We start from the raw sequence: 21800 nt of genomic DNA, 5'->3' as shown, positions 1-21800 counted from the left end.
CCTTATTTGTCGCCCCGCACATAGCCCAGGAACTGGGTTACGCTGTCTTGCAATGCCGAGGCCTTGCTCCGCAGGTCTATAATGGTTCCGTCAAGGGTATGGGTGGCCTTGCTGGTTGTGTTGGCCAGGCTGGCCACCTCGCGGATGTTATCAGACACTTCGCTGGTTGCCGAAACCGCATTGATCACGTTGTTCGAGATTTCGCGGGTTGCGGCACCTTGCTCGCTGACAGCGGTCGAAATGGCTGCAATATTATCGTTGATATTGTGCACATTGCCGGCAATGGCGTTAATGGCCTGTACGGCTTCTTCTGTTGCGGCTTGTACGGCTCCTACCTGGCGGACAATTTCCTCGGTAGCGCGGCCGGTCTGGGTTGCCAGGCCCTTGACTTCATTGGCGACCACGGCAAACCCTTTTCCGGCCTCGCCGGCGCGGGCGGCTTCGATTGTGGCGTTCAGGGCCAGCAGGTTGGTTTGGTCAGCAATCGCAGTGATCATGCTGACAACCTCGCCAATCCTCACGGCAGCCCTTGAAAGACTTTCTACGCGCTGGATTGTGATGCGGGCGCTGTCTGATGCCTTGTGTGCCAGCTCGGCAGAACGCTCCACTTGCTCTGATATGGCACCGATTGATGCGGTCAGCTCTTCGGTGGCTGCGGCCACGGCCTCGACATTGTGGCTGGCAGACCCGGCTGAGCGACTGGATGCATCCGCCCGCTCCAGAACCATTTTGGCATCGCTGGCTACGGAACGGATCTGGTCTCCTATTTGGGAAATCATGCTGACCATCGTTTCAACCATGGCACCGGCTGTGGCCTGGAACTCTTCTGCCAGCTTTTCCATCATGGCGCGCCGCTCTGAATCCGTACGGACACGGCTGCTTTCAGCCATGGCATTCAGGCGTTTTACTTCCAGGGCATTGTCACGGAAAACAACCAGAGCCGCTGCCATTTGGCCAATGGCGTTTTTCCAGCCAACGGCCGGGATATCTACACTCAGGTTCCCGCCTGATATTTTCTCCATGGCCGTTGTCATCTGAGCCAGAGGGCGGGAAATGCTCAGGGCAACAATAATTGTTATACAAACAACTATTATCAGGATAACCAGCATAGTGATGGAAGATATAAGCTGGCTTGTCGCCATGGTTTCGTCCTGGGCCGCACGTGCGGCTGCAACATCGTTGCGGGCTCTTTCAATCAGGGCATTCAGAAAAGGCTCGGCCTCGGCAAACAGCTTGCTTAGTGATGACGTTTCCTTGGCCAAGGTGCTGCTGATGGTAACATACTGATCAAACAATTTCAGCCAGTCTGCAATAACGGCACTGTTGTTTGTGGCCGTGAGCAGGTCAGCTGCGTCTTTACGGAATTCCTCGATATCGCTTTGCCGGCTGTAGAGCATGACGTCCTTTTCCAGGCGTCGCAGGTCCAGATAGCGTGCCATCAGGCTGGCGCTGGTTTTTATGGCTGTTTCACTGCCTGCCGCGATGGCACGTTTTTCAAGATCCCCCCGCAGGCCCTCTGTTTCTTTCAGGCCAACGGTTTTCCACATCTCAACAATGGACTGGAACTTGGCATTGTACGTCTTGAACTTTTCAGTAGCCGATGCGGCATTGGCTGCTTGTTCTTGATCCAGTTGCACTTCCAGATTCTTGAAATCAGAAAGAATTTCTTCCGTAATAGCGGCATGGTTGCTGACTTCTTTTTCATTCAGGCGCAGGAAGAAATCCTTCTCCCGCCGTCGGGCGTTCAGGAAGTTGTACCGTATGTCCTCAACACCATCCCTGATTGATCTGGCGTTGTTTTGACGCTCGGATGCTTCATGGATGGTATGCTCCTGCCAACGGGATAGGCCCCACATGGGCACGAAGCCGATGACAATGGCACCGACAATAAGCCCCAGCTGGAGTTCGATCCGCGCTTTTCTCAGAAACATGATACTTGTCCGATCATAACGGGTGTTCCTGCAACTTTATCCTTTAAGGGATAGGGATGAACAACGGATACGGGGCTGTAATGCCCGCGCAGACATGCAATATGTCCACGTGTTCACGGCAGGAATGAAACAATGGTGGAGGCCGGGCCGGCTTTGCGCTAAGGTCCGCCCCTGTTCTGCCGATTCTGGCCCTGTATCTGTACGGAACCCCATGACTGACCGTATTCTTATTCTCGACTTCGGATCCCAGGTTACCCAGCTGATTGCCCGGCGCGTGCGCGAATCTGGTGTTTACTGTGAAATACACCCGTTCAATCGGGTCAGTGCCGACAGTATCCGGGCTTTTTCTCCTGCCGGGGTTATTCTGTCTGGTGGACCTGCTTCGGTCACAGGAACGGGTACGCCGCGTGCGCCGCAGGAGCTATTCTCCATGGGGTTGCCTGTTCTCGGGATTTGTTACGGGCAGCAGACCATGATGGCTCAGCTGGGTGGCCATGTTGAAGGGTCGGACCACCGTGAATTTGGCCGGGCTTTTGTACGTGTGCAGGGGAATTGCCGCCTGTTTGACGGAACGTGGGTTCCTGATGCGGTCGAGCAGGTATGGATGAGCCACGGTGACCGGGTGACAGCCTTGGCTCCTGGGTTCCGCGCTGTTGCGTCTTCTGAAGGAGCGCCGTTTGCGGCTGTTGCTGATGATGAACGCCGTTTCTATGGGGTCCAGTTCCATCCCGAAGTCGTGCACACCCCGCATGGGGCCCAGCTTCTGAAGACCTTTGTTCGTGATATTTGCGGCTGTTCCGGGCATTGGACCATGGCGTCCTTCCGCGAGACTGAGATTGCCCGTATCCGGGCCCAAGTCGGGACGGGTCGTGTTATTTGCGGGCTGTCCGGGGGTGTTGACAGTTCTGTGGTGGCCGCCATTGTGCATGAGGCGATTGGTGATCAGCTGACCTGTGTCTTTGTTGATCATGGGTTGATGCGTCAGGGAGAGGCCGAGCAGGTGGTGCGGGTCTTCCGGGATCGTTTCAACATCAATCTGGTGCATGTGGATGCCTCGGAGCTGTTCCTTGGCCTTCTGTCCGGCAAGACAGACCCCGAGGAAAAGCGCAAGATCATTGGCAAAACCTTCATTGATGTCTTTGAGGCTGAGGCTGGCAAAATTGGGGGTGCCGAGTTCCTGGCCCAGGGGACGTTGTATCCTGATGTGATTGAGTCGGTTTCCTTTACCGGTGGGCCAAGCGTCACGATCAAGTCTCACCATAATGTTGGTGGTCTGCCCGAGCGCATGAACATGAAGCTGGTGGAGCCACTGCGCGAACTGTTCAAGGATGAGGTTCGTGCGTTGGGTCGTGAACTTGGGCTTCCGGAAGAAATGGTCGGACGCCATCCGTTCCCGGGGCCGGGTCTGGCTATCCGTATTCCGGGGCAGGACATTACCCGTGAAAAACTGGATATTCTGCGCAAGGCGGATGCGATCTATCTGGAAGAAATTCGCAATGCCGGGCTGTATGATGCCATCTGGCAGGCCTTTGCTGTGCTGCTTCCCGTGCGTACGGTTGGGGTTATGGGTGATGGCCGTACCTATGACTATGCCCTTGCTGTGCGGGCTGTCACGTCAACGGATGGTATGACAGCAGACTATTATCATTTTGATCATGAATTCCTGTCCCGTTTGTCCAATCGTATTATCAACGAGGTCAAGGGTGTGAACCGCGTTGTGTACGATATCACATCGAAGCCACCTGGCACGATTGAGTGGGAGTAGACAGGCTGGTGCAGGACCCTGTCATGCCCAGTCAGCCCATGGATGTGGCTGGGCGTGAGGGTTCGTTTAATCTTTTTGTATGTCATCCCATCCGACAGGTTGACCCCGTTCCACATCTCTTGATGTGGTCTTCCCGATGATGTCATCGTAATGCTTTGGCGGCAGTCCATACCCGGGGCGTATCCTTCTTACGTCGCCGGGTGTTATGGGTGTTCCTGCCTTGAGATTATTAACAAAGTACAACGAGCGACGGAAAACCCTGCTGTTGGTCTCTGCCTTGGGTCTGATCAATTCATCTTTTCCCAGGGCCGACCAGGTTTCGTTGACGTCCTTTACAAGTTTCTCCAATTCGCCCGGTTCTATTGAGAACGCGCTGTCCGGGCCTTTGTCAGCCCTGCTGATAGTAAAGTGTTTTTCAATAGCCGACGCGCCCAAGGCAACAGAAGCCGTTGCTGCAATGTTACCGATCGTGTGGTCGGATAAGCCGACGGTCACACCAAACGTTTTCTTCAGCTGTGTTATGGATCGTATGTTTGCTTGCTCAATAGGCGCGGGATAGCTGCTGATGCAGTGGAATAGCAGAATGGAGTCACATCCATGACTTCGGGCACATTCCAGGGCTTCTGCTATTTCTCCCTCACTGGCCATTCCGGTAGACATCAGCATGGGTTTCTTCTTTTTTGCCACGTAGCGGATCAATGGCAAATCGGTCAATTCAAAGGATGCTATTTTATAAGCCGGCGTATTCAGGGATTCCAACAAGTCAACGGCTGTTTCATCGAAGGGTGTTGAGAACAACGTAATCCCAATTTCACGGGCAAAGCGGAAGAGTTCCTGGTGCCATTCATAGGGGGTATAGGCTTCGTGATAAAGGTCGTACAGCTTGTACCCGTTCCATAAGCCACCCTTTACGATAAAATCATTCTTGTCGCAGTCGATTGTCATCGTGTCGGCATTATAGGTTTGTATTTTGACGGCATTTGCCCCTGATTTTGCGGCCATTTCGATAGACAGTCTGGCACGTTCAAGCGAACCATTGTGGTTTGCTGAAATCTCGGCAATGACATACGGGGGCTGATGTTCCGATACTTCCCGACCTGATATAACAAGCATGTCTATCAACCTCTGTTGATCATTAAAGAATCCAGCCTTCTGATTTCTTCCTGGATGTTGGAATCCCATCCACGAAACTGCGGCGGCAAGTCTGCCACTTTGTGACAAGAGCCTTTTCTGCGCTGTGGGGTAGCTTCATAGGTACCATGTATAATTTCATGGATGTTCTCTTTAAAGAGGTTCTCAATTTCCACAATGAGCTGCATGTATGTTTGGGAGAATGTCTTTTGTTCTTTGGTAAAGTTTACGTAACGTTGGTAGAGAATGGGGCCTGTATCAATTCCTTCGTCAACCAAATGAATGGATACACCGCTTGGCGTGCAGTCAAAGAAAGACCAAAAATTAGGATGAGCGCCACGATTCCAGGGAAGATATGAGGTATGTAGGTTTATGATCGGGGCATTTGCACTCTCGATGACCGACTTTTTGAGGATGTGTCTGTATCCGAAACTTATGACAACGTCGAAATCTTTAATGCATTCAATATGATCATCGGTGTGCCAGACTGCGCAATTGGCCTTCTCTAATTCTTCGATCAAGGATGTTTTTTCTTTTGTATATCCTAGAAACAAGACTCTTTTATCGGGGGCCATTATGTGTGTTATAAGCTTTGGTTGCATGTTCATAGTGTTCCCGATTGGTGTGGGTTCTTCTGACTATAAATACTCTTTCCATTATGAATGATATACAAGGTCATGCCTGTGCCACTTTCTTATGTAAGGCATGCGTCACTGGATGATATCGCAAGGGTTCATGCTTTATGTATACTGATGATGATCTTGATGGAGCCGTGACGGACGGCATCTTGTCTGCCGACGTGGTTGCGACTTTTCGTGAGTATATGGAACAGCGCAGCAATACGCTGGCTGTGGATGAAGAGCATTTCCGTCTGATCAGTGGCTTCAATGATATTTTTGTGGTTATTGCTTGTGGATTGCTGCTTGGGGCTTGTGCCTGGATCGGGTTTTCGTTCCAACCATGGGCTGGACCGGCTCTTGTTGCTGTGGTCTCTTGGCTTCTGGCGGAGTTCTTTACTCGCAAGCGCCGCATGGCTTTGCCCTCGATCGCGTTGCTTGGTGCGTTTGTCGTGGGCTCGGGCGGGTGTGCCTTTGCGGCCCTGTATGACAGTGGTGCCGATGCAAGCATTGCAGGATTTGTTGCAGCCTTGGCAGCAGCCCTGCATTGGGTCCGTTTCCGGGTCCCGGTCACGGTGGCAGCCGGTGTTGCCGGTCTTGTCCTGACGTGTGTGGCGACTTTGAAGAGTCTGCTTCCCGCCTTTGATGCCTACGACAACCTTGCTCTTTTTGCCTGCGGTTTGGCTGTATTTTTCTTGGCAATGCGCTGGGACAGCTCCGATATTCGCCGTCAGACCCGTCGCTCGGACGTTGCTTTCTGGCTGCATCTTCTGGCTGCCCCTTTACTGGTGCACCCGGTGTTTGGCTTCCTGGGGGTGCGAGAGGAGAGTGTTGGCTTGGCGAGTGTTGTTCTGGTCATGGGGCTATATGCCGTGTTGGCCCTGATATCCCTTCTGGTCGATCGTCGTGCGCTGATGGTATCAGCTCTTGGATACGTTATTTATGTTTTCGCATCCCTGTTTGATCACGGCGACGCGGTTGGCCTTGGGTTTGCTTTTTCCAGTGCCGGGATTGGTGCTGCTCTTTTGCTGTTGTCTGCCTTCTGGCACAGCAGTCGCAGCGCGGTTATCGGGTTGGTGCCTGTTTGCGTCAGCGCGTTTCTGCCACCTTTGCAGCGGTCATAACAAGGGCTTATGCTGGCAGCCTGTGTCTCAGGCACATTCGCCACAGGCATGGCCGCTGGCCCAGGCCCACTGGAAGTTATAGCCGCCAAGCCAGCCTGTGACATCGACGGCCTCACCGATGATGTACAGGCCGGGTTTGGTTTTGACTTCCATGGTCCGGGAAGACAGGGCATTGGTATCAACACCTCCCACCATGACCTCGGCGGTTCGGTATCCCTCGGTCCCTGTGGGGTAGACGGTCCATGCCTGGATCTGGTCTGCCAGTATGGACAAGGTCTTGTTGCCGGTTTGCCCAATCACGGTGTCGGGCATGCCGGCGCGTTCGCACAGGCTTTGCGCCAGCCTGTTGGGTAGGATTTCACTGACAACCGTATGCAGGCGTGCCTTTGGGCGGTTGTCGCGGCGTTCAGCCAGCCATGCCGGTATATCCCTGTCGGGGCACAGGTTGATACGCACTGCGTCACCCTGTTTCCAGAAGGAGGAAATCTGCAGGATAACCGGGCCAGACAAGCCGCGATGCGTGAAGAGAAGGGCTTCGCGGAAACGGGTCTTGCCACAGGTGGCTGTGGCGTCCAGGGCGATGCCGGTCAGGGGGCGCATGAACGCCAGGTCGTCTTCTCCAAAGACCAATGGTACCAGGCCCGGATAGGGGTCAAGAACCGGGATGCCCAGTTGCCCTGCCACGCGCAGGGCAAAATTGCTGGCCCCGATCTTTGGAATGGAAAGGCCGCCCGTTGCAAGTACAACGGACTGGCAGCGAACAGGGCCGGCGGATGTTTCCACCAGCCAGCGCCGGTCTTCCTCCCCGGTCGGGACAACATGACCGGCAGAGACGCCACACTGGATAGTGGTCCCTGTTGCTACAGCCTCTTCAACCAGAACATTGACGATATCAGCCGCAGAGCGATCACAGAACAGTTGCCCGTGATCCCGTTCGTGCCAGGGGATGGCATGGGTCGCCAGCAGGTCAAGAAAGTCCTGCGGTGTATACCGCTTCAATGCCGAGCGGGCAAAGTGGGGGTTGCTGGAAAGATAACCGTTCGGCCCAGCATTCCGGTTGGTAAAGTTACACTTTCCGCCCCCGGAAATCAGGATTTTCCGCCCCGGACGGTCATTATGTTCCAGAACAAGAACCCGGCGGCCCCGGCGGGCAGCTGTCATGGCGCACATTAAACCTGCGGCACCTGCCCCGATGATAACGATGTCAGTTTCCATAGGCGGGTTCTAGCCGGGACCGGTGCCAACAGCAAGTGTTCAGGTGTACGGGCTGGAAAAGGCGATGGCGTGGTTGTCCCATTTCAGGGGCTCTGATCGGGGTTCGGGGTCAAAGTCATCAAACGCCCCGCCCATGATCTGGCCAAAGCCGTTGGTCAGAACCAGGTTCCCGTTCAGCACGGCGGCGCCGCAGACATCGGGCAGCTGGATTGTGCGGACCGTTCCGGGGATGTTTGTTGTGCCCAGGATGGCAATGCCCCCTATCGGACTGGTGACAACGTAATAGGCCCCGTCCGGCGAGAACAGGGCACTGCCGCAATACTGCCGCAGGCCAGTGACAACGGCATCGGGAAGAGCCGGAAAAACAAGGTTGCGTCCACGCCTGTGCAGGAGAACAAGGGGTGCACGGTCTGTTGCCGCCCCCTGGTACTGGCAGGCCACGATCACGGTTCCATCAGGGGCAACGGCCAAATGGCGCAGGCTGACGGCCCGCAATGCCGCCGGCAGGGTTCGCTTCTCCAGAAGGGTGCCGGTCTTGCTGTCGATATAGGTCAGGGAGGGGTCGGTCATGCCCAGGTTCAGCTTGGCTCGTCCGGATTCAGGGCTGGTCAGGATGCCGCCATTGGCAACAACCAGTGTCCGCTGATCCGGCATCCAGGCCAGTTCATGGGGCTCGGTTCCAAAGCTGGGGAACTCCCCGATCCAGGCATAGCTGTGGGCATCCCGAATGCCGATCCGGCCTTCGCCGTGATCAAAGGCGTTTTCGGTTGTCAGGATATGGCGGCCATCGGCTGTATAAACGGCATGCCCGAAGAAGTGTCTTCCGGGTTGGCATTCTACAGATGCGGCTATGGTACCCTTTGTAAGGTTCAGCGCTGTGGCCCAGTTCCCCGGGCGGCGTGCCGGCAAAAAAGCTCGGGTTCCATCTGGTGAGACGGCGGGACCATGGGCGCGCCCGGGCAGGAGGGTCTTCCATAGGATGCCAAGATCTTCGGACCATGCCACAGCATGATCACGTCCGCTGTTATCCCTTGCAGAGCTGAGAAGAGTGTTTCCCGTTCCATGGATGGCTGCCCGTGTTGACGTGGCGGGGAGGATCATGCCTGCTGCCAAGGCCCCCATGCCGCCCCATAGAAGGGAACGTCTGGATAATGTAAGGGGGGTGTTTGGATTGTCCACGGTGGGTCAGTCTCCGTCCAGGGCATTGAAACCGATGCCCAGCCCTAGCATGCCGGCCATTTCTGTTTCCACCATGCTGCGGGCGGTACCGATATTGGCCCTGATCAGCATCAAGGTTCTATAGCCCGCAGGGTCGGCAAGAACATCTTTCCAGGGACGTGTTGCCAGTTCAGCCGTCAGGCGGCGGGCTTCGGTCAGCCCGTGCAGGATGCTGATATCAACGATTTCGCTGTCTTCATGCTCCAGAAGTCCGGCGCGGAGTCCTCCATCTTTTCCTGCGGGGCCTTGGTAAAGCTGAAGGGCTGCATCAAGATTGGCGAGAAGCGCCTGTAGCGGTAAGTCCGCCCGCCAGGCTTCGCCTCGTTCCGGGCGTGCTTTTGTCGGATTGGATCCCATCGGGCTGCCCAGTTTCATGTCCTGCGCAGCCTGAAGAAGGGTGGTCAGTGTCCCGTGTATGGCCCGCAAGGATTCAGCCGGGTTGCGGAACAGAGTGTTATTGTCACCCGGCCTCAGAAGTATTGCCCGAAATCCGCCATCCGGCTCTGTCCATTCCGCTCTGATGGCTTGGGCCATGGATGACAGGTTTCGTCCAATTGCTTGTGCAACCCGGCATTCATGTGCAGTTAGTGGATCATGTCCCCAGAGCAGGCGTTCCAGTGCCGGGAATCCCTGTACCGCAATGCTGGCCCGGGACAGGGATTCCGGTGTCAGGGCTGTATCCGGGGCTGATAACAGCGTGGACACATGCCGTGCCCCCAAGTTTTTTGGGTCAGGCCAGAACTGGGTACGGTAGTGTCGGTTTTCTGTTTGTGACGGGCCGATACGAATATGTTGCACGCCTTGCCAGGCCAGGAATGCAGTGGCAAAGGCGGATTTGCTGTCTTGTTCTGGACAGCTATGGTCCAGTGTGCGGTCAAGGGCTGCGGTTGCCTCGGCAAATGCTTGGAAAGCGGGAAGGATAACGGTGTCAACAGCCTCGGCTGTCAGGCGCAGGCTGTCAGCGGCACGTCCGCTCACAGGCAGGAGTGCGAGCAGAAGCAGGGTGGCGGTCAGGGCAAGGCGTGCAGTCATGTCGGGTCGGTATCCATGATCCTGGTGTTACAGGGACCTGAGAAAATCCAGAAGGGCTGCCCGGTCCTTGGCCGGAAGTTCACGGAAGGCTTCACGTGCCCGCCGTGCTTCGCCGCCGTGCCACAGCACAGCCTCGGTCAGGGTTCTGGCGCGCCCATCATGCAGATAGGCCTCTGTGCCCGAGACGGCCTTGGTCATGCCAATGCCCCACAGGGGAGGGGTGCGCCATTCATGACCGCTGGCCAGGGCTTCCGGGCGGAGGTCGGCCAGATCATCGCCCATGTCGTGCAGCAGCAAATCCGTGAACGGGGCAATGTCCTGGTGCGCCAGCCACGGGTATGGCGAGGGGCCTGTGCGCAGGTGCGGGCGATGACATCCGCTGCAGCCAATCTGCGTGAAGAGCTGTTCGCCGGCCATCACGGCAGGATCTGTGCGGTTGCGCCGGGATGGGGGTGCAAGGGCACGAACAAACAGCAGAACGGAATCCGTCACAGCCTTGGGGGCCTCCAGAGTGTCAAACTGCGCACTGTTGCCATGGGGCGCGGCAAGGCAGGACGGTTGTGCTGCGGTACAGTCGCCATGAGCCTGCGGGAACAGGGGTGTGGACAGGCCAATGTCACCGTTGAAGGCACTCTGGTTCTGGTCATCCAGGGTGGGTTGGCCGGCTTTCCAGCCAAAACGACCAATGCGCATGGCGTGTTCACGTGCGCTCCATACCCGGTTGATGCGTCCGGATATTTCGTCGTTGTCCCGGTCGTCCGGGTCGGCAAGGTTCAGCAGGGTTGTATCGGGAACAGCCTCCAGCAGGCCCAGCCCCGGAAGCTGTGGGGTCAGCCGTGGTGAGAGCATGATCTGCAGGGACAAGGGGCCATAGGCAAGATCCCGGGCAGACCAAGCCGGGCGGCGCAGGGAAACGCTTTCTCCCCCGGCCAGTGTTACGGTTTCCTCGGTCCATGTTACGCCAACGCGTCCTTCGGCTTTGAGCCCCGGAACAGCGGCACTTTGCAACTGGGTGCCATACGTCGGGTCCCCGATGACGCTGAGACGGCCGCTTTGTCTGTCGTGCTCGTCTTGTGCGGTCTGGGGGGGGATGCTCAGGCGCAGGAAGAAGGATGGGCTGTGCTCGTATCCGTTGTCTGGATCGGGGGGGCGCCCGCGTCCATTACGGACATGGCAGCCAGAACAGGCCCGGGCGTTGAACAAGGGGCCCAGACCATCTGATGCCTGGGTCGAGGAGGGAGAGCTGACCCAGAGCCGCTTGAAGAAGCCATTTCCAACGGCAGCACCCATTTTCTCGTCAGCGGAAAGACCGGGCAGAAAGCGTGAAAAAGCCCGCCGATCAAGTGGTTCCTGTTCGCCTTGGTCAGGCCGCGGTTCTGTCGCCAGGGCTGATCCGGTGCAAAGGAAAGGCAGGGCCAAGGCAGTGAACAGGGAATACAAACGGCGGGGCATCAAGACATCGCTTTGACGGGGTAAGGACAATGGTTGTGAGAAACATTGGGTCTCAAACAACACGGGCCGGACGGTGCAGCAGCATCCACCCGGCCCGGTTTTTGATCAAGGATGATCAGCTGTTGCCACTGACTTTTTCAGGAGCATCCAAGCTGTCCGATCCTTCCAGCTCCAGGGTACCAAGGCCCAGGGCTGCCGTGGCGCGCTCGATAGAGCGGGTCTGGGCGACCAAGGCGTCAACCGCAGCCTGCACGGCCTTGTTTCCGGTAGGATTATTTTCGCCCAGCATCTGGTCATAGGCTGTACCTTTTGCTGCCATATCCATCAGCACCTGCATTTTTGCCACGCTCTTGTCCAAGGCTGCACCCAGTTCCTTGCGTTCCGCTGGTGGCAGCAGAATCTTCAGGCCCTTGCCCGATACAGTGCGCCCGTCGGGGCGTGTGTAGGACCCGTTGTAGATGCTGCGGATTCCGATGGCATTATAATAGTGTGAGGCATGGGTGTTGTCAGAGAAGCAATCATGCTCTTCTTCCGGATCGTGCAGCATCAGGCCCAGCTTCATCCGTTCCCCTGCCAGTTCCCCATAGGACAGGCTTCCCATTCCGGTCAGCATGGCCGTCAGGGCTTTCTTGGGTTCCGAAGCCAGCAGATCCTTGGCAATGGCACCGTCTTTATCCCATGCGCCGGTCATTTCGGCCAGATCCTCGACCAGAAGATCTGTTGCTGCTTTCAGATAGGCCGCACGACGGTCGCAGTTGCCGTTGGTGCAGGCCTTCAGGTCGAAGTCGGTCGCCTTGCGGTTGCCGGCACCGGGGCCTGTTCCGTTGCGGTCCTGTCCCCACAGCAGGAATTCCACCGCGTGGTAACCGGTCGCCACATTGGCCTCTATCTCGTCAATTTCGTGTAGTTTCTGCAGCAGATCCTTGTTGATGACGGTGGCATCAATGGTCTGCCCGCCGATCTCCAGTACCGGATTGGCAATGACATTGGCACGAAACCAGGCATTCTCATCGGAATGCTCGCCATAGCTGGCGGTATCAACGTAATCGATCAGCCCTTCGTCCAGAGGCCAGGCATTTACCCGTCCTTCCCAGTCATCAACCGCAGGGTTTCCGAAACGATAGACTTCGGTCTGCATATAGGGAACGCGTGCCTCGACCCAGGCCTTGCGGGCGGCAGACAGCCTGCTCTCGTCGGGGTGGGCAATCAGCGCATCAACCGCTTTCTGCAGAACCCGGGCTGTTTGTTCTGCATCTTCGAACTTGGCATGGGCAAGTGTGATATAGGTGGACACCACGTCCTTTTCCTGCGCCTTGCTTGCAGCAAGGGCGGGGCCTGCTGTTATCAATGTTGCGGCTGCAAGGAATGTTGCTGTGGCAAGAAATGCTCTCATCGTGATCAGATCCCCTCTGTCCCTTACGGGAATATCCGGGTGGGTTTGCGCAATGCGGCGACGCCTGCACTGTTTAATGGTCTGCTACGCTTTGTGCTTTCCTCTGTCAATGATAATTACTATCATTGGCTGGCAAACAAGTTCAGATTTTATCCCGGGTTTTGTAGCCGGAGAGTTATGTGTCGGAAAGTAAGGAAAGAGGAGGGTTGGTCCCTGTGGCCGGGTTATCCCGTCGTTCGTTCCTTGGGGCTGGTGCGGTTGGTGCCGGTCTTGTTAGTGCTGGTCTGTTGTACCGTGCCATTCCGGCATCAGGGGATGAAGTTCTGTACGCCATAGAGGGGCCGGGTACACCCGGGGGCGGAGAGCCTGTTCCGGTCCTGTCCTATGCCCGGACGCCGGATGCTCCGGCTGCCTTGCCTCCTGTGCTGGATGTACGCCAAGGAGATACCCTGTCTGTTCATTTCCACAATGCCATGGCGCGTCCAACAACGGTTCACTGGCATGGTATTCGTTTGCCCATTGCTATGGATGGCGTTCCGTTTCTGACCCAGAACCCGGTTGCAAGGGGCGAGGCATTTCACTATCGTTTCGCTCCTCCTGACGCGGGGACGTACTGGTATCATCCGCACTATGCCAGCCTTGACCAGATTGGTGCCGGGCTGGCCGGTATTCTGGTTGTCCGGGAAGTCGATGATCCCGGCTATGATGCCGATATTCCCCTGCTGGTCCGGGATTGGCGCCGTGACGAGAAGGGCGCATGGCTGCCTGTCTCTGATTCCGAGGCAGCGGGACGGGCCGGTACATTCGGGGGGTGGCATACGGTAAACTGGGAGCGGGAACCGCATTACCAGGTACCTTCGGGTAGTCTTGTGCGCTTGCGTCTGTGCAACGCTGACCTGACCCGTGTTTTCAAGGTGGTCGGGAAAGGGGCGCCAGCTGTTCTGGTCGCGGTGGATGGCCACCCGCTTGTTGTTCCCGAGCCTTTGCAGCGTGAGCTGGTGGGGCCCGGTATGCGGATGGATGTGGTGGTACGTATGCCCGACACCCCGGGGGAGGTGTTCGAGCTGCACAACGTATCATCCAGCGCGCCCTGGGTTATGATGCGCTTGGTGTCACAGGGGACATCGCGCCGCCGCTCCTTGTCTGGGATTGTTCCGCTTCCACCCAACCCTGTGTCCATGCCTTCTGTTGATGGAGCAGAGGTTATACGCATGGACTTCAATGCCGGTCTTGGAGAAGGTGGAGCAGAGGATGCCCTGTGGTCGATCAACAAGCGGGCCTGGGTAGAGCGGTATCCTGAAGAAAGGGATGGAATGGCTTTGCCGGTCCTGCTAGGGCAAAGTTTCCCCGAGGTGCGCGCTGCGGTATGTGGTGGTGGAACGCCGTTGGCTGTGCTGAAGCAAGGTCGCAGTTACATTCTGGAGCTGAACAACTTTACGCCCCACCTCCACCCTATCCATGTCCATGGTCTGGCCTTTTCTCTGCTGTCATCGAGTCGCCGGTCTATCCGTACCGGTCATTTTACGGATACCGCGCTTTTGCTGCCCAAGGAGCGTATGCGGGTGGCTCTGGTCGCCGACAATCCCGGGGACTGGATGGTGCACTGCCATATCATTGAGCATCAGGCCTTCGGGATGATGGGTACGATCCGGGTTGAGGCCTGATATTTTGTGGATAGTGGGGTTTCTGTCATAGCAAAAAAGCCCCGAACCGTGGCTCAGGGCTTTTGTTGATGGCGCGAGTGACGGGGCTCGAACCCGCGACCTCCGGCGTGACAGGCCGGCACTCTAACCAACTGAGCTACACCCGCGCTGTGATGTGCGGGTGCTTTATAGCCATGCGAACCGGATTAGGCAAGCTTTTTTTGTGTTCTGGCAGATAGTTCGGGAAAGATAATCCCGTGCATTATAAAAAGACCGACCATGGGAATGGTCGGTCTTTCATGATCTCGATGGCGCGAGTGACGGGGCTCGAACCCGCGACCTCCGGCGTGACAGGCCGGCACTCTAACCAACTGAGCTACACCCGCAATCGAGAGCGCGGTTTATATAGGGGGACGATGCCCGGCGCAAGAGAAAAATAGGTGCGAGCGGGGCTGCCAAACGGATATGCCACATTTAACAAAAATACTATGTTAAATAAAAAATTTAGCTCAAAAAATTTGTATAATTCAGGGGCGCGCCCTATCTTCAACGGAAGTGTCGTTCAGAGGTAAGGAGAGGCCTGTGTTGCCAGCGTGGATGCGGGTTGCTTTGTGGAAGAAGGTGGTTGCGGGCTTTGTTGCGGGTGGAATTGCCGGCTATATGGCCGGTCCGCAAGCGGCGGTCTGGTTCAAGCCGATTGGGGATGTGTACATTACCCTGATCAGGATGCTGGTGGTTCCCTTGCTGTTGACCAGCATCGTTTCCAGCGTTGCTGGATTGGGGAGCATTGGTGGTGCCCTGCGTCTGGGGGTAAAAACGGTTCTGTACTTTATTCTGACAGCAGCCTTGGCCTCTGCGGTCGGCATCGCAACCGGCCTGTTACTGGAACCCGGGATTGGCATCGGACAGCTGGCGGTTGGTGAAGCCCGTACCCCCGTTATTCCGGGGCCGGTCGATGTGCTGTTGTCTGTTGTGCCGTCCAATCCTTTTCAAGCCATGGCTGAAGGTCATGTGTTGCAGGTCTTGTTTGTATCGCTCCTTTTCGGGGGTAGTCTTGCCGTGCTGGGGGAGAGGGCTGCTCTGCTGCGTTCATGCGTGACACAGGCCAATGAGGCGGTCATGCAGATTGTTCGTCTGGTCCTGCAGCTGACGCCAATCGGAACATTTGGCCTGATTGCTTGGGTGGTGGGGACATCAGGGGCAGAATCGCTTCTGCCCTTGGGGCACTATATCCTTGCCCTGTATGTGGCTTGCCTGTTCCACTTGTTTGTTGTGTATGGCGGGCTTTTGTCCCTGCACGGCCTTGATCCGCGAAAGTTCTTTCGTGGTGTGGCCCCGGCCATGCAGGTTGCGTTTGTGACCGCGTCCAGCTTTGCCAGCTTGCCCCTGACCTTGTCGTGTACAACGCGGCGTTTGGGCGTTGCGCAGGATTATGCCAGCTTTGCCGTCCCCCTTGGGGCATCCATGAAAATGGATGGGTGCGGGGCCATCTTTCCTGCCATTGCTACCCTGTTTATCGCCCAATACACGGGGGTTGAGCTGTCGGCTGGTGCCCTGTTGACCGTCTTTGTCATTGGTGTGGTGGGGTCATTGGCGACAGCGGGTGTTCCGGGGCCATCGATTGTTATGCTGACCCTGACGCTGGGTGCTGTTGGTCTGCCGCTGGAAGCTATCGGGTATATCGTTGCCGTAGATCGTGTCGTTGACATGATGCGTACGGCCACGAATGTAACCGGTCAGGCTTTGGTGCCTGTGCTCGTTGCCCGTTTTGAAAAGGGTCTTCTGGATGACGAAAGGTATGGGTGCTCTGCCTTGGTGGAAGATGATGTGGCACCGGATAGTGCTGCGTCACTTCCGGACACCGGGACCAAGGACAAAGGCCATGAGATAGCACGCTAGTGTGTCGCTAATTTTGTGTACGGCTGGACACAAAAAGAACTATATGGGTGAAATGCTAACGTAATCCCTGCATTTTTCAGCATTCTCACTTTTCAGGAGAAGTTGCCTCATGGACCATCAGCAAGAAACCAAAAGAAGAGAAATCCTGACGGCCCTGGAAGAGCTGGAAGTCGAGATGCTGCGCTGTTGGGGAGATTGCGAGCCGGCTTTGCTTGTCGGGGCTGCGCGTGTTTCTGTTCTGGATGCCTTGGCCCGTGCCGGGTGTGATGTACCCGCCGATCACGATACCGGGGTACGGCATTAATCAGAAAGGGGACAGGTGCTTGGCCCTGTCCCCCTGTGATATCTGGCCTGAACGTATGGTCAACGGCCTGTTGTCGGGCGTTTTCTTTGCAGACCAAGTGGTGATGCGATGGCTTTATCCGGCATGAGCAGGCTGTTGCTCAAGCAGCGAGATAACGTTATCAGGCCCGATGCGGGCAGATAGTCCATCGGTTTTGTAGAATGCGTTGCCATGCACATCGTGGAAGGCAAGCCCCCTGTTCCCGTGAGAGACGTAGCGGTCCTTGTTCTCGCCAATGCTTTCTTGAATTGTGTACACGCTGGAACGCATTTGTATGTACAGGTCCTCGTCTGCTGACAGGGCTGCGTATGCATTCTCCAGCTTCTTGTTCGTCAACAGAAGCTTGTTGGATAGCGAAACACCCCACCGGGTCAGGCACGTTTCCGCAACATGGCGTACAATGATACCGGGTTCCAGACACCGTTGTCTTCCCACGTCGCCGTCGATGGCTCCATTTCCAACCAGGGTGGCATGTCTGCCCGCCATGGGGAAAATATGCATGCGTGTGTCGGCTGTGCTCTCCGGAATGACGCAGGCAAAGCCCTTGGACCGCTCATCCCGGGCGTAGAAAGCGACGTATTCCTTGACGTTGGCACCAATTTTTGTCCGGTGGTTCTGGAAGTTTGCTGTCCCTGGCACGGGGTCAACAGTGAATATGTTGACAGGAATATGTTTGAGTTCAGGATCGCCCGCCATGGCGTTGGCCATCATGTGACAGCTGATGCCACCCCGGCTCCATCCCACCAAGTTTACTTGCTTCGGTATCAGAGATCCTCTGCGGAAGATACGTATGATCAGTTCCTGTAACTCTTGCGGTGTTATGGTGCGGTTACCGTAATCATACCGTCTCCAAAAGTAGGAGCCTACCGCTTCTGAGTCCTGTATCGGAATGCCGGCCTTTTTCAGGATGTTGTATTCCTGCTCGGTCAGTTGCTGGCGTTTCCAGTTGGCTTTTCCTTTTGTCAGGGCAACGGCATGGGCGACATTTTCTTCCCAGCCTGCGCCAAAAAGGGTTCCTTTTATGTTGTAGTAACCACCGGGTTCTTCCCAGAGCTGGTCTTCCTGAAGATTCCCGCTTCCCGGCCCGTCAATGATTACCCAGTCCGCAAATTCCCTGCCAAGGCAGTTGTGAGCCAGTGTTGAGACCAGTTCTCCGTTAGGGTAGTTGGGATTGTGGGCATCGTATCTTGTTGAGGCGGTTCCACAAAAGAATACGGTAAATACGGACATGTTTGGCACCCTCTGAATTTTATTAAAGGCTTATTTGTTGCGCTTTCTGAAAACGCACAGGTTATATTCCCTGTTGTTTGCATACAGGGTTGCTTGTGGGGTGGTCAACGTTTCACTGAAATTAATGATGTTTTATCGATATTATCTCACGCTGACATTGTAGTGTTTTGTTATATAACGCGTTTATGGGGAAGTTTGAATGTGGAGCTCTGTATTGCCATGGGAATGTCTGGGGTGGAGCCGTATAAAAAACCGGGGACCCAATGTCCCTGTCCGGCGGGGAGCAAGGAAGCCAGACAGGATGGCCATCGGGGGGAAACCACACCGGGTCCCCGGTTCAGCGCACGAAGACGCCGGCCACCGCATGCGCTGACAACACACGTGGTGGCGGGAGGCCAAAAACCCAATAACACTGCCAAGAGTCAGAGGTACCGGGCGGGCTTATTCCCCTTGCGGGTTTTCTATTCGCCGCCCTCCCGCCATGATACACGTGCACGGACCGCGAGGAATCAGTCCGTCACCGTACAGACAGTCGCCGCGCAATATGGGCGACTGTCTGCTCTTGGTATGTACGAGGTTTTTGGGCCTCTATCGACAGGTTTTTGGAACCTGCCGACGTTCATCACCCTAAGATAGTTCGATCATAAAATCAAATAATCCTGAGGTGTGCTATGTGTGGTGTCTGCGGCATGGTTTGCCGGCCCTTATCAAGGGGCATGCAGGCACGGGGTAAGCATGCAATACGAGACCGTCTGGCAGTGTGTCCGGGAAAAACAAAACCCCCAGGTTTTCCTGGGGGTTCCGGCTGGTGCTGCTGGAGAGATTTGAACTCTCGACCTCTCCCTTACCAAGGGAGTGCTCTACCCCTGAGCTACAGCAGCAACGACTTGAATTGTCAGCCCAAGTTACCTTGTGACAAGGCCTTTTCGAGCACCCCGCAGGGTGGGCGGGTTTATGGCACAGCGTATCGACCCATGCAAGCATAAAAATGTGGGCCAGTGGGTTGACGGTGATGACCTGATCATCGCACAGTGCCAGTGTTCCGGCCTGTTGGCAGCGGGATCATGTGCGATTGTTTTGTACAGGCAATTATCTGATGACAGATACTCCGGTTGTTTCGGAAGAGAAGGGCGGTGGATCCCGACCGTCGAAGGATCGTCGCCAGGATCGTCTGGCCATGGCCCTGCGGGAGAACCTGTTGCGACGCAAGCAGCAGACCCGGTCGCGGGCCATTTCCGATGATGATTCAGGGACATGCCCGTCAGCATCTGCCGTGCCCCGGGATGAAACGGGATGATATGCCCGTAAAACGGGCTTGAAACCAAAAACACGCCGTTGTGGTCTGGCGCGTGCTGCGCTACAAGGTGCCGTTTCCGCCCCGTTGTGTCACAGGGCAACACCCCGGTTCCAAATGATGGAGACTGTTTCCCATGGCCGTCATGCCTGATACCTGGATTCGTGAAATGGCCCGTAACCGCGGTATGATCGAGCCTTTTACCGACCGTCTGGAACGGGATGGCGTGATTTCCTATGGCGTCTCTTCGTATGGGTACGATGCCCGGGTTGCCGACGAGTTCAAGATTTTTACCAATGTTGATTCCGCCGTTGTTGATCCAAAGGAATTTTCGGACAAGAGCTTTGTGAACCGCAAGACAGATGTCTGCGTTATTCCCCCCAACAGCTTTGCCTTGGCCCGTACGGTCGAATACTTTCGTATTCCACGTGACACGCTGGTGATCTGTCTTGGCAAGTCAACGTATGCCCGATGCGGAATCATCGTCAACGTCACGCCTCTGGAACCCGAATGGGAAGGCCACGTGACGCTTGAATTTTCCAATACCACTCCCTTGCCCGCACGCATATATGCCAACGAGGGAGCTTGTCAGTTTATCTTCCTGAAGGGGAATCCCGAATGCGAAACTTCCTATGGCGACCGCAAGGGCAAGTACATGGGCCAGAAGGGCGTGACACTGCCCCGGCTGTGATAGAGCGCCCGACAGCGGACAGCCTGACGGTAGAGCGCCCCCGGCAGGAGCAGCGCGGAGGGATGGATCGCATCCGCATCGTCGGGGGAACGCCCCTGCGCGGAACGATCCCGATCGGTGGTGCGAAGAATGCAGCCTTGCCCCTGATGGCGGCGGCACTCCTGACCGAGGAGACCTTGCGTCTGACCAACCTGCCGCATCTGGCGGATATCACCACCATGGCGCACCTGCTGGCCCAGCACGGGACCAGTATGCACCTGAATGGGGGTGAGGGCGGTCTCGGCAGTGCATCAGGCCGTGTGCTGGAGTTGCAGGCTGCCGATATAACAAGCCTGACGGCACCCTATGACCTTGTCCGGAAAATGCGGGCCAGCGTTTTGGTTCTGGGGCCGTTGCTGGCGCGTTTTGGTGCATGTCGTGTTTCATTGCCCGGCGGGTGTTCCATCGGAACCAGGCCCGTTGACCTGCATCTGAAGGCGATGGAAGCACTTGGGGCCGAGATTTCGCTGGACGAGGGATATATCAACGCCCGCATCCGTGATGACCTGAATGGCCGTTTGCGCGGTGGCACCATCATGTTCCCTGCTGTCACCGTTGGTGGAACAGAGAATGCCTTGATGGCCGCCTGCCTGGCCGAGGGCGAGACTGTGATCATGAATGCGGCCCAGGAGCCTGAAATTGCGGATCTGGCCAATTGCCTGACCCTGATGGGTGCCAGGATTTCCGGGATTGGCACCAATTGCTTGCGGGTCGAGGGCGTGTCGTCCCTGCACGGGACAGAATATTCGGTTTTGCCCGATCGCATTGAAACCGGGACATATGCTATTGCGGCGGCCATTACACGTGGCGATGTGGAACTGGTCGGTGCCAATTCTGCGGCCTTGGGTGCAGTCTTTTCTGCCCTGAACGAATGTGGCGTTGAAGTGATTGAAACCTCGAGCGGGGTTCGTATCCGCGCTGATGGTGCCGAGATCCGGGGCATTGATCTGATGACCGAGCCCTATCCCGGCTTCCCCACCGATATGCAGGCCCAGTTCATGGCCCTGATGGCAACGGCCAACGGGGCGTCAATGATTACCGAGACAATTTTCGAGAACCGGTTCATGCATGTGCCGGAGCTGTGCCGCATGGGGGCCAGAATCAACGTACACGGGGCTTCTGCCATTGTGCGCGGTATGCCCCGGCTTTCCGGTGCCCCGGTGATGGCCACGGACCTCAGGGCCTCTGTTTCCCTTGTTCTGGCCGGTCTGGCTGCTGAAGGGGAGACCATTGTGAACCGTATTTACCACCTTGACCGCGGTTACGAGCGTCTGGAAGCCAAGCTTGCCGCCTGCGGTGCCAATATAGAGCGTTTACGTGGCTGATTCTTTACTGTGTGTTGTGTCGTGGTCTTATTCTCGTCCACCGGGAAAGACCACGGCTTCAGAAAGGCCCGCCCCCCTTTATTGCCCGGGGGTGCGTGCTATAGTCGGGCAGCGGCAAAGGCCGGTGTGTGGCATCCGCGTGGCGCGGGGCCGGGTGAGATGAGGGGTTAATGGCCAAGCCCAAGTCCAAGCCCAAGCTGGGGTCTCGTGCAGAGAATATTCAGGAATTGAAGCGTCTGCAGGAGATGTATAACGCCTTGCCGCCAGGCAAGAAAAAGGCGATGCAAAAGCCTATCCAGGAACGTATGGATCAGTTGAACGCGGCCATAAACAGCGGCGGCGGAGCTGTTGTTTCTGCCCTGCAGACCATTGTGCTGGTTGTTCTGGTTGCGATCATCGCCTTGGGTCTCGGGTTCTTTGGTATCTCGTACTACGTACGGTTCCGGTAGAACTTTCGT

At 56.3% G+C, this 21800-nt stretch carries 18 protein-coding genes and 3 tRNA genes; 9 read left to right on the top strand and 12 right to left on the bottom strand.

What is annotated here, in order from left to right:
* Nucleotides 1–2: 2 nt before the first annotated feature.
* Nucleotides 3–1931 carry a methyl-accepting chemotaxis protein gene (locus HEQ60_RS02710; RefSeq protein WP_168069261.1) on the bottom strand — a complete coding sequence of 643 codons (1929 nt, stop codon included), beginning with the start codon at nucleotides 1929–1931 and terminating at the stop codon, nucleotides 3–5.
* Nucleotides 1932–2142: 211 nt separating this feature from the next.
* Here HEQ60_RS02710 and guaA point away from each other — a divergent pair, with 211 nt between their 5' ends.
* Entirely contained in the window at nucleotides 2143–3696 is a 1554-nt protein-coding gene (gene guaA / locus HEQ60_RS02705; RefSeq protein WP_168069259.1) for a glutamine-hydrolyzing GMP synthase, read from the top strand.
* Between the two features lie 66 nt (nucleotides 3697–3762).
* Here the strand turns inward: guaA and pseI are convergent, their stop codons facing one another.
* Both pseI and HEQ60_RS02695 read right to left on the bottom strand, forming a co-directional pair.
* A complete protein-coding gene (gene pseI / locus HEQ60_RS02700) occupies nucleotides 3763–4809 on the bottom strand; it encodes a pseudaminic acid synthase (protein ID WP_209315379.1) in 1047 nt (348 codons plus the stop codon).
* Nucleotides 4810–4814: 5 nt separating this feature from the next.
* Complete coding sequence (locus HEQ60_RS02695) at nucleotides 4815–5429, bottom strand: formyltransferase family protein (RefSeq protein ID WP_209315378.1); 615 nt, start codon at nucleotides 5427–5429, stop codon at nucleotides 4815–4817.
* A gap of 140 nt (nucleotides 5430–5569) precedes the next feature.
* Here HEQ60_RS02695 and HEQ60_RS02690 point away from each other — a divergent pair, with 140 nt between their 5' ends.
* A complete protein-coding gene (locus HEQ60_RS02690) occupies nucleotides 5570–6568 on the top strand; it encodes a hypothetical protein (protein ID WP_168069254.1) in 999 nt (332 codons plus the stop codon).
* A gap of 27 nt (nucleotides 6569–6595) precedes the next feature.
* Here HEQ60_RS02690 and HEQ60_RS02685 read toward each other — a convergent pair whose 3' ends face one another.
* From HEQ60_RS02685 to HEQ60_RS02665, 5 genes are all read right to left on the bottom strand, one after another.
* Nucleotides 6596–7783 carry an NAD(P)/FAD-dependent oxidoreductase gene (locus HEQ60_RS02685; protein ID WP_168069252.1) on the bottom strand — a complete coding sequence of 396 codons (1188 nt, stop codon included), beginning with the start codon at nucleotides 7781–7783 and terminating at the stop codon, nucleotides 6596–6598.
* Between the two features lie 39 nt (nucleotides 7784–7822).
* Entirely contained in the window at nucleotides 7823–8962 is a 1140-nt protein-coding gene (locus tag HEQ60_RS02680; RefSeq protein WP_168069248.1) for a DUF1513 domain-containing protein, read from the bottom strand.
* Between the two features lie 6 nt (nucleotides 8963–8968).
* Complete coding sequence (locus HEQ60_RS02675; protein WP_168069246.1) at nucleotides 8969–10033, bottom strand: imelysin family protein; 1065 nt, start codon at nucleotides 10031–10033, stop codon at nucleotides 8969–8971.
* Nucleotides 10034–10060: 27 nt separating this feature from the next.
* A complete protein-coding gene (locus HEQ60_RS02670; RefSeq protein WP_168069244.1) occupies nucleotides 10061–11485 on the bottom strand; it encodes a di-heme oxidoredictase family protein in 1425 nt (474 codons plus the stop codon).
* Nucleotides 11486–11600: 115 nt separating this feature from the next.
* Entirely contained in the window at nucleotides 11601–12878 is a 1278-nt protein-coding gene (locus tag HEQ60_RS02665) for an imelysin family protein (RefSeq protein WP_168069242.1), read from the bottom strand.
* A gap of 179 nt (nucleotides 12879–13057) precedes the next feature.
* Between HEQ60_RS02665 and HEQ60_RS02660 the strand changes: the two genes are divergently transcribed.
* Nucleotides 13058–14542 carry a multicopper oxidase family protein gene (locus HEQ60_RS02660; RefSeq protein ID WP_168069240.1) on the top strand — a complete coding sequence of 495 codons (1485 nt, stop codon included), beginning with the start codon at nucleotides 13058–13060 and terminating at the stop codon, nucleotides 14540–14542.
* Between the two features lie 69 nt (nucleotides 14543–14611).
* Here the strand turns inward: HEQ60_RS02660 and HEQ60_RS02655 are convergent.
* Both HEQ60_RS02655 and HEQ60_RS02650 read right to left on the bottom strand, forming a co-directional pair.
* A tRNA-Asp gene (locus HEQ60_RS02655) sits at nucleotides 14612–14688 on the bottom strand.
* Nucleotides 14689–14830: 142 nt separating this feature from the next.
* Nucleotides 14831–14907 (bottom strand) — tRNA-Asp (locus HEQ60_RS02650).
* Nucleotides 14908–15103: 196 nt separating this feature from the next.
* Here HEQ60_RS02650 and HEQ60_RS02645 point away from each other — a divergent pair.
* Both HEQ60_RS02645 and HEQ60_RS02640 read left to right on the top strand, forming a co-directional pair.
* Nucleotides 15104–16420 carry a dicarboxylate/amino acid:cation symporter gene (locus tag HEQ60_RS02645; protein WP_168069238.1) on the top strand — a complete coding sequence of 439 codons (1317 nt, stop codon included), beginning with the start codon at nucleotides 15104–15106 and terminating at the stop codon, nucleotides 16418–16420.
* A gap of 109 nt (nucleotides 16421–16529) precedes the next feature.
* Nucleotides 16530–16724, top strand: a complete 195-nt coding sequence (locus HEQ60_RS02640; RefSeq protein WP_066134887.1) for a hypothetical protein — start codon at nucleotides 16530–16532, stop codon at nucleotides 16722–16724.
* 114 nt (nucleotides 16725–16838) lie between these two features.
* Here HEQ60_RS02640 and HEQ60_RS02635 read toward each other — a convergent pair whose 3' ends face one another.
* Nucleotides 16839–17993, bottom strand: coding sequence for a hypothetical protein (locus HEQ60_RS02635; protein ID WP_168069236.1), 1155 nt, complete (start codon nucleotides 17991–17993; stop codon nucleotides 16839–16841).
* Nucleotides 17994–18799: 806 nt separating this feature from the next.
* Nucleotides 18800–18874: transfer RNA gene (locus tag HEQ60_RS02630), tRNA-Thr, on the bottom strand.
* 215 nt (nucleotides 18875–19089) lie between these two features.
* Between HEQ60_RS02630 and HEQ60_RS02625 the strand changes: the two genes are divergently transcribed.
* The 4 genes from HEQ60_RS02625 to HEQ60_RS02610 all read left to right on the top strand — a co-directional run bounded on the left by HEQ60_RS02625 (nucleotide 19090) and on the right by HEQ60_RS02610 (nucleotide 21791).
* A complete protein-coding gene (locus HEQ60_RS02625) occupies nucleotides 19090–19290 on the top strand; it encodes a hypothetical protein (RefSeq protein WP_168019623.1) in 201 nt (66 codons plus the stop codon).
* 133 nt (nucleotides 19291–19423) lie between these two features.
* Entirely contained in the window at nucleotides 19424–19978 is a 555-nt protein-coding gene (gene dcd / locus HEQ60_RS02620) for a dCTP deaminase (protein ID WP_066134997.1), read from the top strand.
* A gap of 62 nt (nucleotides 19979–20040) precedes the next feature.
* Nucleotides 20041–21342 (top strand): UDP-N-acetylglucosamine 1-carboxyvinyltransferase, encoded by a 1302-nt coding sequence (murA, locus tag HEQ60_RS02615; protein WP_168069632.1) that lies wholly within the window; start codon nucleotides 20041–20043, stop codon nucleotides 21340–21342.
* 170 nt (nucleotides 21343–21512) lie between these two features.
* Entirely contained in the window at nucleotides 21513–21791 is a 279-nt protein-coding gene (locus HEQ60_RS02610) for a hypothetical protein (protein WP_168019621.1), read from the top strand.
* Nucleotides 21792–21800 lie beyond the last annotated feature (9 nt).

This window comes from Haematospirillum sp. H1815 (assembly GCF_012102705.1).
Taxonomy (GTDB): domain Bacteria; phylum Pseudomonadota; class Alphaproteobacteria; order Rhodospirillales; family Rhodospirillaceae; genus Haematospirillum.
This window is presented reverse-complemented; position numbering and strand designations above follow the sequence as displayed.